Annotated in this window: 11 protein-coding genes; 7 read left to right on the top strand and 4 right to left on the bottom strand. The window is 47.7% G+C overall.

From position 1 onward, the window contains the following. Window positions 1-185: 185 nt before the first annotated feature. Window positions 186-1,349: an HD domain-containing protein gene (locus O3276_RS24050; protein ID WP_269673575.1), complete on the top strand. Its 1,164-nt coding sequence runs from the start codon at window positions 186-188 to the stop codon at window positions 1,347-1,349. Between the two features lie 7 nt (window positions 1,350-1,356). Here the strand turns inward: O3276_RS24050 and O3276_RS24045 are convergent, their stop codons facing one another. After that, window positions 1,357-2,865: an NTP/NDP exchange transporter gene (locus O3276_RS24045; RefSeq protein ID WP_269673574.1), complete on the bottom strand. Its 1,509-nt coding sequence runs from the start codon at window positions 2,863-2,865 to the stop codon at window positions 1,357-1,359. A gap of 514 nt (window positions 2,866-3,379) precedes the next feature. On the opposite strand from O3276_RS24045, the gene O3276_RS24040 reads away from it, so the two are divergent. From O3276_RS24040 to O3276_RS24030, 3 genes are all read left to right on the top strand, one after another. After that, window positions 3,380-6,067 (top strand): hypothetical protein, encoded by a 2,688-nt coding sequence (locus O3276_RS24040; RefSeq protein ID WP_269673573.1) that lies wholly within the window; start codon window positions 3,380-3,382, stop codon window positions 6,065-6,067. Next, on the top strand, window positions 6,052-6,462 hold the full coding sequence (locus O3276_RS24035) for a hypothetical protein (protein ID WP_269673572.1): 411 nt from the start codon (window positions 6,052-6,054) through the stop codon (window positions 6,460-6,462). Before O3276_RS24040 ends, O3276_RS24035 begins: the two co-directional genes overlap by 16 nt. A 155-nt stretch (window positions 6,463-6,617) precedes the next feature. Continuing rightward, a complete protein-coding gene (locus tag O3276_RS24030; protein WP_269673571.1) occupies window positions 6,618-7,511 on the top strand; it encodes a D-hexose-6-phosphate mutarotase in 894 nt (297 codons plus the stop codon). 92 nt (window positions 7,512-7,603) lie between these two features. Here O3276_RS24030 and O3276_RS24025 read toward each other — a convergent pair whose 3' ends face one another. Then, entirely contained in the window at window positions 7,604-8,455 is an 852-nt protein-coding gene (locus O3276_RS24025; RefSeq protein ID WP_269673570.1) for a hypothetical protein, read from the bottom strand. A 343-nt stretch (window positions 8,456-8,798) separates the two neighbouring features. On the opposite strand from O3276_RS24025, the gene O3276_RS24020 reads away from it, so the two are divergent. Next, window positions 8,799-9,416: a GNAT family N-acetyltransferase gene (locus O3276_RS24020; RefSeq protein ID WP_269673569.1), complete on the top strand. Its 618-nt coding sequence runs from the start codon at window positions 8,799-8,801 to the stop codon at window positions 9,414-9,416. A gap of 117 nt (window positions 9,417-9,533) precedes the next feature. On the opposite strand, the gene O3276_RS24015 is transcribed toward O3276_RS24020, so the two are convergent. Further along, a complete protein-coding gene (locus tag O3276_RS24015; RefSeq protein WP_269673568.1) occupies window positions 9,534-10,139 on the bottom strand; it encodes a TetR/AcrR family transcriptional regulator in 606 nt (201 codons plus the stop codon). A 306-nt stretch (window positions 10,140-10,445) separates the two neighbouring features. Here O3276_RS24015 and O3276_RS24010 point away from each other — a divergent pair, with 306 nt between their 5' ends. Next, entirely contained in the window at window positions 10,446-12,464 is a 2,019-nt protein-coding gene (locus O3276_RS24010) for an NADPH-dependent 2,4-dienoyl-CoA reductase (RefSeq protein ID WP_269673567.1), read from the top strand. A 311-nt stretch (window positions 12,465-12,775) separates the two neighbouring features. On the opposite strand, the gene O3276_RS24005 is transcribed toward O3276_RS24010, so the two are convergent. Continuing rightward, window positions 12,776-13,075, bottom strand: a complete 300-nt coding sequence (locus O3276_RS24005; RefSeq protein ID WP_269673566.1) for a hypothetical protein — start codon at window positions 13,073-13,075, stop codon at window positions 12,776-12,778. 252 nt (window positions 13,076-13,327) lie between these two features. On the opposite strand from O3276_RS24005, the gene O3276_RS24000 reads away from it, so the two are divergent. Next, on the top strand, window positions 13,328-14,248 hold the full coding sequence (locus O3276_RS24000) for a bZIP transcription factor (RefSeq protein ID WP_269673565.1): 921 nt from the start codon (window positions 13,328-13,330) through the stop codon (window positions 14,246-14,248). The last annotated feature ends 615 nt before the right edge of the window (window positions 14,249-14,863 follow it).

Raw genomic sequence — 14,863 nt, 5'->3', positions numbered from 1 at the left:
TCCGACCAAGCCTGTTTGATTTTTTTGCAGATCCCGGCCTGCTGGCTACACTTGTCGGTGGTCATCCAGGCTCAGGGAATACACGATTGGCGTGTTGCAGGTAAAATATTACGACAACGTCGCACAGCCTGGCTGATAACGTTCATTTATAAAATCGTCAGGCACACCGGATACATAATTGAGCAATGATCAAATTATTGAGCTGTCTGGTACCATTTATCGTTATCATCAGTCATGAGCTGTCCGCCGATGGCAATCAAACTGACATTGAAAGTCATATTGAAAACCAGATTGACAGCATCGACACCTTTTACGGAACCATATCGTTAAAGGCCATGGCAAATGATCAATCCCGGCTACTCTCTTCCCTTCTGGCCCACCCGGCAGTCAACAGGCTGAAACACATCAACCAGTACGGCCCCATACAGATGGTGGACTCACAGGGCAGTAACAATGAACCCTACTCCCGTTACGACCATTCTCTGGGTGTCTTCTATTTACTCAACCGTTTCGGTGCCCCCTTCCCGGAACAGATCAGCGGCCTGCTCCATGACCTGTCCCACAGCACCTTCAGCCATGTGTCTGACTACCTGTTTTCTGACAGTTCAGCAGGCAACCCGGACTATCACGATTCACAGTTCACCAACTTTATTGACAGGCACAGCATTACCCCGATCCTGAACAGACATCACCTGTCGCCTGAAACCGTCCACCCCAAAAAAAATCCCTCGTTTACCCGGCTGGAACGGCCACTGCCAGACCTTGCCGCTGACCGGCTTGATTATATAGTGCAGGGTGCTGCCAGACGGAAAAAGCTCACCAGTCAACAGGTCGAAGCTATCCTGGCAGACCTGTTCTTTGACCCGCTGTCGCAACACTGGTATTCCAACAGCCTGGAATCCGCGCGGCTGACCGCTGATGCCAGTATTGAATTGAACCGGCATATTTTTGTTACCGCCTGGGGAAGGGTTCTCTATCTCTGGACAGCCGATGCCCTGAAACAGCTGGTCAGGGCAGGAGAACTCGGGGCCGATGATCTGTTTTATACCATGGGTGACGATCAGGTCTGGCAGAAAATACACCAAAGCACCTTGCCCGGTGTACGCACATTAGCCGGGCAAATGTTGACCGCCTGGCATAAAGTGCATGAGGTTAGCCATCCCGGGGCAAATACCATAACGTTTGAAAATGTCCGCTGTCGTATTGTTGACCCAAGAGTGGCAACCATCAGTTCCGGCAATACCGTAACCAGTTGGCTGCGTGTTTCCGATATCGACCCTTCATTCAGGGACCGTTACCTTACCGAACTTAAGCGCTGCCAGCTTTTTTATGCTGAGGTCGTGCCATAATTGATGCTTATTCCATGTGTTTCTGCTCAGTGATTTCCGTGAACCGCTTGCCCAGGGACCGGGCAGATGCAATCCAGATGGCGAAGAAACAGAGGACAATCACCGCAACATAGGGCGCGATGGCAGACAGTGACCCCAGCATCACCATCAATATCTGCTGGATCAATGAACCCGTGGATTTTCCGGTGGGATTGCCAATAATATCCACTGCCGCCTTGCCCTTTACCTTCTGCTCAGGCGTCAGGGGGATATAACTCATCTCCTTGGTGGGGTCGAACAAGGCATATTTGGTCGATTTACTCAGAATATTCTGAATAGCCCCCAAAATCACCGTCAGCATTAACGGGGCAATCCCCAGGGAGAGTATCAGGCTTTCAGGCAACCAGTCCCGGAACAGGACAAAACAGAAAAACAGGGACCCGGTGACCAATAGTATGACCGGCGTACACAGCGCCGCGAATGTCCAGCCAAAATACCGGATCACATTATTAGTGAGAAACAGCATCATAAAGATCGTCACCAACCCGGTGCAGGTTGAAAACAGTCCCATAAACTGGTTGTAATTATTCGGGTCCGGAAACTGCATACGGAGCTGATTTTTCCAGGTAACCTCCACCATGTTGATGCACACCCCGTAGCTGATCACCAGCAGGGCAATGCACAGGAGATATCTGGAATGGATGATCATTTTCAGGCTGTCGCGCAGGGACAGGCTCAGTTTTTCATTGGCTGGCTCATGGGCACCCAGCTGATGGTATAAGCTGGGATCACTCAGGACGTAACGGTTCATCCACCAGTAAATCAAAATAATCAACGCCCCGCCCAGCGTCAGAACCCCGGTCATCAGATTAAGGGAATACCCCCAGGAATCCACACCTTCAGGCAGGTTCTCCCTGACCCCGGAGGCAATATAGACAAAATAACCTGCCGTGGGCAGCGCCAGATTGCCCATCATGCCAAACAGGGCATAAAACCGTTTTGACTCGGCAATGGTATTGATATGGTTGGCAAATCCCCAGAACAGCATCGACAGGCAGACACTGCCCCACAACTCCGACATGACATAAAACAGGGAGAAGGTCCAATTACGCATCACCGCAATCAACCCCTTGAACCCCGGTGGCAAAACACCTTGCAGATAGTCCGATGTATCATGAAAATGCAGGGTTTCGCGGTTGGGATAGAGCCAGAGCGCAAAGAAAACAAAGAACAGAACAAATGTGGTAATCACCAGGTAAAAAAGTGTATTCCTTCTGACCAGGTTACTCATGCGCGAATAAATCAGGGTGAACCCGATAGCAAAAGGGACATTAACCCAGAGCTTCAGAAATGGGATAATCTCGGCACCGGAACCGGCACCGGTGACCACCAGGGTATCTTTGGTATCCCTGAGAATCGTATAGTTAAAAAGAATAAGGTAGAACATCAAAATCATGGGGATCAGCTTTTTCAGCTCATGACTGTGAACCGGCCAGAACCGTTCCCGCCATTTGCTGAACTCAGGATCAGAACTCATTCAGAAACCTCCGAAACAAACAACGTCACCCCTTTTTAATACGGTAATACGGCCTAACAAAAGCCGAAGAAACAAACACGGAAGTCCACTATCAGTCTGAAAACCTGCTCATGAGCCAGATGCAGCCCATTACCGGAGGGGAGGCTGTCAAAGAGAATTGACTCCCTGACCTCTCTGTTCAACCCTGAAACAACAATAGAAAAATAATGGTTATTTCATTTAATTACCAGTTTCAAAAAAAGAACGAAATAAAAAACTTTATAAGTTGTTACATTCGGACAAACAAAACAACAAAACTCTAAATTCAGGAGAAAAAACTCCCAATGAATCATCGTTCGCTCTTATAAAAAAATCCCTTATAAAAAAAATCAAACCATAAATAACAAATATTTATCACTACCAGGCGCATTACAGCCTATTTTGATTGGTTAGATATTTATCACTCCGGTTTCTTATCTCAATGAAAACAGGTTATTGCTACTACCGTATTTTTCTTATATTTTTATGCCTGTTAATGGCAAGTCTTCTGCCATATTCCGGTACTAGCGTCTTTGCAGCGGTTCATCAGGCTGAAACTGACCGGCAGAAGCAAGCGCAGCAAAGCAAAAACGGGGAGGTCAGCCGTCTGGTGAACACGCTGAAAACGGCGGTTGCCTGGGGCCTGGTGCCATTAAGTTCAGAAATTGCCCTGAACATCAGCAAAAATTACTTAAAACAGCATAATTACACCTTTCTCCAAACCTTACTGAAAATCCACGGCAGTAATATCCGGCGCTCAACCAGCCAGCATCTGACCGACAATCTCAGCGCCCGGCTGGAGAGCCTCAGTTACAAAACGCTGTCGGACGAACATCTGAAAAAGCAGACCGATGATCTGCAAACCGATCTCCTGTTCCGTTCGCTGTTTACCTTTTCCATTCTCAGCATGAATGCCCAGAAAGCGAGAAAAACCTATTTCCGCCTGCAGGACATTCTGGACAACATCGCCTCCACCGCCAGACTCGCTTTGACTGATGGCGATTATGACCGGGCCAGTGCCATGATTGCCCTCGCCGTACAGACCATGGTTTACATTCACCCCGAAGCCCGGGCCAGTGACGGGGCTGACAGCATCAGCACCCATTTCAATTACCATATTGACTGGTCCGATATTCCGGAGTTTCGCAACGACATCCAGCGCCATCTCCGGACTATGGATCCACTGGTCCGGCGCTCAACATTGATTAACCTGCGTTACTGCGATCTCCTGAACCAGTGGCAGATCAGTTATCAGGACTGCAGCGACTTTGAAAACGGTGCCATAGAGGAACTGGAGGGCATGGCCATCATGGCCGAAAAGGGAACCAGGCCCGGGGTCATCCAGTCCGTTCTCAAGGGGGTTCCTGAGCACTACATCAGAAACGCCATTTTCATTATGGGGGTCTCTGTACCGGCGGTACTGCTCCATTTCCTGGACAAAAAGAAGACACCGGTTGTCTACACCGTGGTGGACCATTTTGCCAGGGTAACCGGTATGGCAACCACCAAAGCAAACATTGAACGGTTCTCCTCCAATTCCCGCCGCAGCCTGGAAAACTGGGGGGCCATTGATACCGGCAAAGGCAGTTCGACATCGCCCACCGGGGAATTCGCCAACCATTACTTCAACACTCTGCAAAAAAATGCCACCGCCATTCTGGCCGAACAGCCCAACTTTGCCCGCTCCAATGCCCAGCGCGCCCTGGAGGCCCTGGTGGTCAACCTGGCAGAAGCTTTCAACCTGCAGAGGGTCGATGACGACCAGGCCAGTGCCGGTTTGTTGGCCGCTGCGCTGGTTCAGCATTATCGGGAGAACGTTGAAGTTACCAATGATGACAGCCTGATCCGTTCTACCCTGCTGGCCTTCCGGCCACTGTATCATCAAGAACTGATTCCTGAAGTCGTGGCAGCCCTGGAAATACTGGAACCTGAATACAAAACAAGTTCAAAGGTGAGGCGTTGGTATCAGCAGCAACTGACCACCTGGTTCAGGCTTTCCTCCCCGGATGGCTCAGCACAGGATCTGCCGGAATTCCCCGACATACCATGGATCAGCCAGATTCCCCAAATGCCTTCCGGGAAACCACGGCCACGGGCCCCGAGCAAATCCTGGTATCAGAGCTACCTTCCGGACAAGGAAACCATATCCACGATCACCATCCAGGGTACTGCCCTGGGCTATTCAATACTGGTGGCCATCCTTGAGCCCCTGACTGTCAAGCGGCTAGTGGCTGGCAATCCTCCCTACTGGAATCTGGCGTCTTACTATCTGTTGACCTCCATGTTCGAATTTGGCCTGCGTTCCCTGGGTGAACCGGCCATTGTGCACCTGCAAACGGTGATCAAAAACGGGATTGGCAGCACCACGGGCATTCTGTCGTCAGAGGATAAACAAATCCAGGACGAGCTGGCCACCAAAGTCAATGCCCTTAATCGCAAGCTCAGCATTGAAGCCCAGACCAGCCGCTCATACCGTGCCACACTGGAAGGCCTGCTCACCCGTTACTGGAGCCTGTCCAGTCATCTGCTGGCTCACCCGGAACATTATCCACAGTCCCGGGCGGCGGCCACACTGGCCCTGGCTGCTTATACCCAGCGTTATTTTCACGCCGAATTTACGGAAGACAACCTGGTGATGAAAACCCTGGCAGTAGCACGACTGAAGCCAGCCTTTGAGATACTCAGGGAGCAGGGTGACATTGAACACTTTACCCGGCAGGTTTTCGCTGCCCTGAAAGCCCTGGATCCGGCATTCGCCAAACAGGACATCAGCAATATCTACCTGAAAATGCTGCAAGGCTGGGGCCTTAAACATGACATACAGACGACAGCCAAATCACAAGATGTGCTGGACACCTGGGCATCTTATGGTGATTACCTGCTGGCCGCCGTAGGATTCTCAACCCAGGCCATGGTGAAAGCACTGGTCCATGACGAAAAAACGGTGGATGTGATCAGCCAGTCGATGGCGCATTTTTTTGTCAATATTTTTGAATATGGCACTACTGACTCATTAAGAAAGAAGATTTATGCCTGGTCCCGGCTGAAGATGCTCAATGTCGTCTCCTTCTACCCGGAGGAAGAGATGATTGGTGTCAATTTTGCCAACCAGGAAATGACCGACTCTTTCGCCGCCAGAAATTCTATTTTGGCAAACCGGAACTGGATATGCGGACGCAACTGATCCAGATCATTACCTCTATCGCCAACAGCTATTATCAGGCAATCATAGCGATCGATGCTGACCGCCAGAGTGATAATGTGATCGATCAGGAAACGCTGGATAATGTGGAAAATCTGGTGGCCCTCACCGTTCTCCGGCTGGTTCTGTTTGCGCCGGACCTGGCAGCCGATGACCTGTATATCCTGCAATCGATCAGCATACTTTCCCTGCCCATCAGGGATGAGCTGCTTGCCATACGTGATCCAATCATTGCCAAAATAAAAACAGCCCTTGATGCACTGAAGGTTGATGACAAAAGCGTGATAGAAGACTGTAAGAATAAAGCTATATTGATTATCGATAACTGGCTTCAGCCGCCTTTGCAGAGTACCTTCACGGACATTGCAACTGAATAACACCTTGTTTTGCTGCGGTGCCCCTGCGGTCAGCCTGTTTTTTTGTTTGAGCCCCGGTTTTTCCTGACAAGCCACAACGAAAAAACGTAAGTTGTTTATTAAGTAGCTAACCACTTTCCATATTCGGCACTCTTACTTAAAAAATGGTTCACCCAATGTTCACCAGCGATCTGTCTACCGAATCAACTCTCAGCCCCAACATTACCCGGCATAGCCTGAATGGCCTGCCCATTCTGAAAATTCAGAGCCATGAATGTGAGGCGGCAATATCCCTCCACGGGGGCCATCTGCTGCAGTTCAAACCGACCGGGCATCAGGATGTTATCTGGCTCAGCAAGAAAGCAATCTTCTCACCAGGCAAAGCGATACGTGGTGGCGTTCCTGTCTGCTGGCCCTGGTTTGGCCCGGTCAGTGCGCCTTCACACGGGTTTGCCCGAATCAGCCCCTGGCAGTTGCTGGATCACGGGGAAAATGAACAGACCGTTACCATTCGCCTGAAACTCTGTACCTCCGAACAGACCCGAGAGATCTGGCCCCATGATTTCAGTGCCGTTCTCACCTTTACCCTGGGAGCAACCCTGCGCATAGACCTGGAAATGATCAACACCGGTGAGCGCCCCTGGCAATGGAGTGGTGCTTTGCACAGCTACTTCAATATAGCCGCAACCACCGAAACCTGGATTACCGGTGCCGGCACTTCCTACCTTGATAGCCTGCAAAATGGTCTGCCTTGCAACACCTCAGAAGCCCTGATCATCAATCAACCCATTGACCGGATTTATACCGCCCCGGATGCTACCATCGCCATCCATGACCGGGGTAATCAACGCATTATCCATGTTGTTAATGCCGGTCATAACTCCGCCGTTATCTGGAATCCATGGAAAGAAACCAGCAGAAATATGGGTGATATGAACGACGATGGTTATGAAACAATGGTTTGCGTTGAGGCAACCCGCTATGCGAAGGACCTGGCGTCGGGTGCATTGTTAATGCCCGGTGAAAAAAATATATTGAGCACTGAAATCAGTGTTACTTCTGATAAGTAACCATCCGAAAAGTGAAACCTTATTCAGAGTATTTCCCGGATTGAGCGCTATGTGGTTTCCGGCATTAAGGTATCGTGGGAACCGGTAGGCGATCAGGAGTCAGGGCAACGACCCACCGATAATAATTCTGCTTTTTTTGCATTTGCTGCTGACTCTCCTTTTTTCCTCGCTTCTTTTTCACTAAAGCCTTTTTTTAGCGCTACTCTATAGGCGTTTGACTTGGCATTTGATATGGCCCTGGTCACCTTGCCTTTAACAGTTGCGATGTATTTGGCATCGTTTTTGGCTCTGACCGCCTTGCCTATATCGGATGCGAAGTATTTAGCTCTGGTCGCCTTGCCTTTATCGGATGCGAGGTATTTGGCTCTGGTCGCCTTGCCTTTAACAGTTGCGGCGTATTTGGCATCTGTTTTGGTTCTGGCCGCCTGGCCTTTCCCGCACTCACAGTAAGCCTTTTGGGCAGCCCTTCCTTTCTCAGTCTCACGGTAAGTCTTCTTGGCAGACCTTCTTTTCCCTGGCGCAAAAGAACCCTTCATTTCATCGGTCTGCTGGTGAGCTACTGAGAGCGTGAGAGGCTGAGGTTCAACAGAACTGGACGATTCAGGCGCGTTAAACTCAGTGGTTTTCGTTGTAATTTGCTCATGTGTGTCCTTAATTAAAGGATCAATCATAGCAACGGGACGTGATGATGGCTGAGAAAAACTCAACAATGAATTGCTCAGGGAAAATTTTTGAACTATTGGCTGAACGTTTGTCAAGGTTAAATCTGTGCATGCAAAGTCGTCATAAACAGGTTCACGGAAAAAATCACAAGATAAAACCTGGTCAAGGTCTTCCAGATCCAGAAAAAGTTTAGGTAACACTGACTCATTTTCAGGGGATGGTAATAGAGAAATTGAAAAATCATCAAGCGAGCGAAGAGAAGATGGCATGCCCTGATTCATCGTACCCTCCCTTAAATATTCATAATCTAATGAATGACCTGTCTGGACAGAACAGCCCGTCACACCTGGCCATGAACTGGAAGAGCCAGAGGGTACTGAAGGTGATTCTGAAGGCTTCTGTAAACAGGAAGAAGCAGAAAAGAAGTTTGAACCAGCGTTACATCTGTCCATTGGATTATTTCATTATAGAATTATTGAAATACCGCTTGAGACTGTTCCTGGATGATAAAAGTTCCTCTTTGACCCCAAAAGTAGATTCAGTGTCAGCGATTTATAAAAAACAGATGACCAACTACCAAAATAAGCTCTCATTATGAAATAAACTTCTACAGGAGTTAAATATATGAACCCTATAATTGAGCTTGCATCCTGTACAAAAGCTGTAAGTGACATCGCACTACCATACAACCTTATCTTAGAAGCCAGGTTTAAAGGCTATAGGATAAGCGTTGTGCCCAAAGTATCCGACATATCATATATCCGGGAATATTTTCATTCCAAAAATCTAAAAGTCTCACCTATTAAAGGTGCGAAGAAAGCATTAAAAAAAACAGATATCACTAAAAATTTCAACAAAAGAGTTATTGAACTTATTGATATCAGTGCTGCCACTACAGCTGCTTATCTGTCATTTAAACTTAATCATGAATCAATATCTATTGAAATCTTATCGGTGAAAAAATCCTATCAAGGTAATGGACTTGGAAAGTTGTTGATGAAATCCATTATTGAAGTTGCTACGTCCAGGAAAGTCCCTGACATAGTCTTGAATAGTGACTACGATACTATTTCATTTTATGAGAAATTTGGCTTTGAAAAAGTTAAAACAGGAGAATCAGAACCACTGATGAAATTAGCAACACCTGTGCGAGATTATTTACGGCAACAGAGCCTGGAACACTATCATCTGATCTGCCTGGATAAGCAGTTATTATCACTAATTCCATATAAAAAGGTTTAAGAAAACCGACACTGGATCTTCATACACCTCATACTGCGCCAGATCGGACTTTGATCCCCACTGCCAGAATAACCGTCATAATGCACATTTCTTGATCCATCATGGAAATGTACTTTTTTATACCGCTGCCGCTGCCAGTATCATCTCTACTGCACTGTCCGACATGGCATCAATGGAGTTTCTATCCAGATAAATACCATCATTCAATAAGCGACTCATACCGTGCAACATGCTCCAGCTCACCTGGGCAAGGCGCAGACCATCCATATCTTTCGAAAACTTACCCTTGTCCTGCCAGCTGCGGATCAGATCAACATAGTGCTGAAAGCAGGCAAAAGAGGCCGCTCTCAGACTCTCGGTTGGTTCACCATTTTTCCAGACCGGACGACCGAACATCAGGTCATACTCCTCTGGATACTTCCAGGAAAGATCCAGATAGGCATGGACAAAAGCCTTTAACCAACCATTCATGCCCCCTGACTGCTCATGCATCTGTTGTGCAAAGTGTGCCTGCCACTTCTCAAACCCCTGCTCAGCGATGGCACAGAGCAGCGCATTCTTATCTTTAAAATGATGATAAGCCGCCGTTCTGGAGACCCCTACCCGCTCCGCCAGCGCGCGCATGGAAATGCCATCCACCCCCTGCTCCCCGATCATCCGGGTTGCCTCTTCAAGCAGCTCCTGGTGAAGGTTGCCGTGGTGGTAGGATTTTCTGCCAGTCATATATCGTTTAATGCCCGTGCGCTGTCTGATACAAAAGGGTGCAGTCCAGAGACAATACAAATTATCTTGACAGTGTCAAAATACCATTTTATCTTGACAGCGTCTAGCCCGGATATTTCATAAACGTGCTCCCGCTCTCGCTTGTCCTTTGTCGCTCTAAGGGAGTTTTGCTCGGTCGACCGTACTCCCCGGTACGGCGCTCCCTCACAAAATCCCTTAGAGCGACAAAATCCTGCGCGAGATTCGGGGCAGTTTATGAAATACCCGGGCTTGATGAGGCGTCGAATCACAAGAAGGATTATAAAAATGACTACCCCCTACCCACATCTTCTGGCACCGCTGGATCTGGGTTTCACTACACTGAAAAACCGGGTTTTGATGGGCTCCATGCATACTGGCCTGGAAGAACGACCCAACGGTTTTGAACGACTGGCGGCTTATTTTGCCGAACGCGCAGCCGGCGGTGTGGGACTCATTGTGACCGGCGGTATTGCGCCGAACCAGGAGAGCGGGGGTATGCCGGGTGCCTCCACCATGGAAACCATGAATGATGTAAAGCACCACCAGTTGGTGACAGGTGCCGTACATAAGGCTGGCGGAAAAATCTGTATGCAGATCCTGCATACCGGCCGTTATGCCTACCACCCAAAATGCATTGCTCCCAGTGCCATTCAGGCACCTATCAATCCTTTCACACCTAAAGAACTGACCTCCGAAGAGGTGGATGAGCAGATCGAGAGCTTTGTCCTCTCTGCGGCCCTGGCAAAAGAGGCAGGCTATGATGGCGTGGAAATCATGGGGTCTGAAGGGTACTTCATCAACCAGTTCATTGCCAATCGTACCAACCAGCGACAGGACGAATGGGGTGGAGAATACCGTCAGCGCATTCGCCTGCCGGTAGCCATGGTGAGACAGACCCGGGAAAGAGTAGGCCCGGACTTCATCATTATTTACCGCCTCTCCATGCTGGATCTGGTTGAAGGCGGCAGTAGCTGGGATGAAATTGTTGAACTGGCCAAAGAGATTGAGCAGGCGGGTGCCACCATTCTTAATACCGGCATTGGCTGGCACGAGGCCCGTGTCCCCACCATCGCGACAATGGTGCCAAGAGCGGCCTTTACCTGGGTAACGGCAAAAATTCGTAACGAAATTAGTATTCCGGTCATCACCTCCAACCGGATCAACATGCCGGAAACCGCAGAAGAAGTTCTGGCCCGCGGTGATGCCGACATGGTGTCCATGGCCCGCCCTATGCTGGCAGATGCCGAATGGGTGAACAAGGCGGCGGAAGGCAGAACCGATGAAATCAATACCTGCATTGGCTGTAACCAGGCCTGCCTTGATCATGTCTTTTATATGAAACCCGTCAGCTGTCTGGTAAACCCCAGAGCATGCCATGAAACCGAGCTGAACTATCTGCCAACCAGTAAACCCAAGAAGCTGGCCGTGGTGGGCGCAGGTCCTGCTGGCATGGCATTTGCCGCCACAGCCGCCTATCGTGGTCACAACGTCACACTGTATGATGCGGCAGACAAAATTGGTGGACAGTTCAATATCGCGAGAACCGTACCCGGCAAGGAAGAGTTTGAAGAGACCCTGCGCTACTTCAAACGACAGATCGAGTTGACCGGCGTCGAGCTGAAGCTCAACCACAGAGTAACGGCAGAAGAGTTGGAAAACAGTGACTTTGACGAAGTCATCGTCGCCACGGGTATCACCCCCAGAACTCTGGAGCTGGAAGGTATTGATCACGCCAAGGTGCTGAGTTATCTGGATGTGTTCAAAGGAGCACCTGTGGGCAACAAGGTAGCCGTTATCGGCGCTGGCGGTATCGGTTTTGATTTATGCGAACTGATTACCCAGGAAGGCCCATCCAGCAGCCTTGATATTCCAGCCTTTATGAAAGAGTGGGGCGTGGATATGACCCTGGAAAATCGCGGTGGCCTGCTGACCGAAAGTGAGCACCCAAAATCCTCCAGAGAAGTCTTTCTGCTGCAGAGGAAAAAGAGCAAGCCCGGTAAAAACCTCGGCAAAACCACCGGCTGGATTCACCGCTCATCACTGGCTAACCGGGGGGTGCGCATGGTTTCAGCCTGTGAGTACCATAAGGTGGATGATCAGGGTCTGCACCTGTCCATTGCCGGGGAGCCTCAGGTGCTGGATGTGGATAGCGTCGTTATCTGCGCAGGCCAGGAGCCCATGCGCGAACTCGCTGATAGCATCAGCAGCAAGACTGTGCACCTGATTGGCGGAGCGGATGTGGCTGCTGAGCTGGATGCCAAGCGGGCAATCAACCAGGGCTGCCGACTTGCCGCTGACATTTGATACTGCCACTTAACCAGTAAAGGGGGTTCGCCCCCCTTTATCATTCCGGCCTCAGGTAAACCTGGCCCGAATTGCATAAATATTGAATAATTTGTAGTGGGGAGGAACTTTTATAAAAAAGTGTGGTCTTAATCTGTAATTCTCTAATTTGATAATTCAATGGATCACTATAATAAATTACCGTCCTTCCATATTGCGTTTTCCGGACTCAATTTGAATTCGGTTCAACAAACGTACCAGCATGACAAAAATGAACAGCATTCCACCTATCAAGGTATCCCTGTCCAGACACTGACATATCCTTTTCCTGTTTATGTCAGACCAGAATCAACGGAATCTTCCGAGTCTGGTGAAGCTCTGCCCCTTCCCAATGAAGGGGCATGCACTTCTGGATTGGACAAAACGAGCAAAACCAAACACGCCGCACCCGATAAAAGCAAGGAAAGCAAAGACAAATGCATTGCAAAAGCCAGGCATAGGGCGGCCCAGGCCAGATACGCTGCATCCAAAAAAGGCCAGGCAAACAGAGCCAGATACCTTGCATCTGATAATTGTAAGGTGAGCCAGGCCAAATACACCGCATCCAAAAAAGGCAAGGCGGTGAGGGCCATATACAATGCATCCGATCAGGGCAAGGCAAGCAAGGCCAAATACGATGCATCCGAAAAGGGCCTGGCAACCATAGCCAGATACAATGCATCCGATAGTCGCAAGGCGAGCCAGGCCAAATACAGAGCATCCGAAAAGGGCCAGGCGGCCAAGGCCAGAAAACTGGCCAGATACGCCTTATCCAGGGAAAAAAGGATTTCCCAGTCGATAAAAAATAGCGGTCTTGAAATATATTTAAATGCTACAATTCCTCAATGCACAGTTCACCAATCATAAATGATGTTTCTTTTTGTCCGAGCACTTGCGATTCGATACGGTGGCAAGATTTAACTCCCAGCCCAGCTGCACCTTCAATTCATGAGCCAGGCATATCTGGTCATTCCGTGCAACCGGTATTTGATAACACCATTCCTTTATATCTTACCAAGGATACAACATACCAGATTATATTAACCCCTCAACGCTCTTTAACTGAATTTTCTATTTCTCATATTTCACCTGATATTGATGATTTATTTCCTGAATTATCACAGACCACTGACAATCAATTTTTATTTAATTCTGATAACAAACCTATCAATGAGGAATTGACAACCATTGATTCAACATCATTAAATCAATGCCAATTATCTCATAATTTAATATCTTCGAAACCACCCCCCTCCCTTAACCAATTAACCTATACAGGGGCTTACAAAAATATAATTTCAGACATGACAACATATGAAGTTTGGAGAATAAATAATAGAAAGAAATTAAATAGAACATCTGCAAAAAGAAGCCGAGACAATATAGTAAACCATATACAAGAAATGGAATCAAAGCTGAATTCACAACAAATCGCATCAATCAAGTCAATTTGTAGAAAAAACATCAACAACATTAAAGAATTTGATACAATTAGAGATTATCTTGAGCGCAACCAGAAAAACAACAAACTGGTAAAAAAACACGGCATTGAAAAATTATCCAATTTAATAATGGATACTAAAAGAATAACAATCAATTCAATTGACATAAAGGATTTAAATAGATTTAAACTTTTAAAAAGGAAGGCTAGAAATTTATACTCTTCAACAAAATCAAGACTTTTCAAATCTGAATACATAAAAAAATTGGAATCTGCTACTAAAGCCAATCCCACTCCCACCCCTGGATTTCAAACCCCAGGCTAAAAGAGCTGCCTGGTTTCATCCGTTAAATCCTTTCCCTCATAGATTCAATCACCAATAATCCGACGAGCACCATTCTTCATAATTGCAAATTGTCGAATTTTACATTACCACGGCTAATAAATATAGTTAAAATTTATTCTTATTTGATTTATAATCAGGTAAATTATTTAAGGAAGGAACTTTTATAAAAAGAGATGATCAAGGGTTACATTTCAATAATGCAATAATTCAATGACTTAATGGATATTCGTGCTCATTTCGTTCAGTCAAGTACAGTTTCAGGTAGCTTTCATAACTTACCTGGACCAGGCTCATCAGTCCAAGCCTATTCCCGTGATGTTAGAGAAGCTGACAATGTTCTGCGTACCATCCGTTGCCATGAAACCACTGGAGACGACCATCAGCAGACAGTGGTGCCTTTTCACAATCCATTTAATGATCCACGGTTTGAAAAAAGGTCAATAGTCATCGTTAACAGCCATACTAAAAAAGATCGACAACCTGACGTAACCGTTAGAAATAAAAGCTATGACAATCATTCTGGCACCTCATATGAGTTTGGCAATCAACCTTTTTCGATCCAGTCTATTTTAGGTTTAGAGCAGGCAGCTTCAC

Origin of the sequence: Endozoicomonas sp. GU-1 (assembly GCF_027366395.1) — a bacterium.
In the GTDB taxonomy this organism is placed as follows: Bacteria; Pseudomonadota; Gammaproteobacteria; order Pseudomonadales; family Endozoicomonadaceae; genus Endozoicomonas.
The sequence above is the reverse complement of the archived record's forward strand: the minus strand, read 5'-3'. Positions and strand labels throughout refer to the sequence as shown.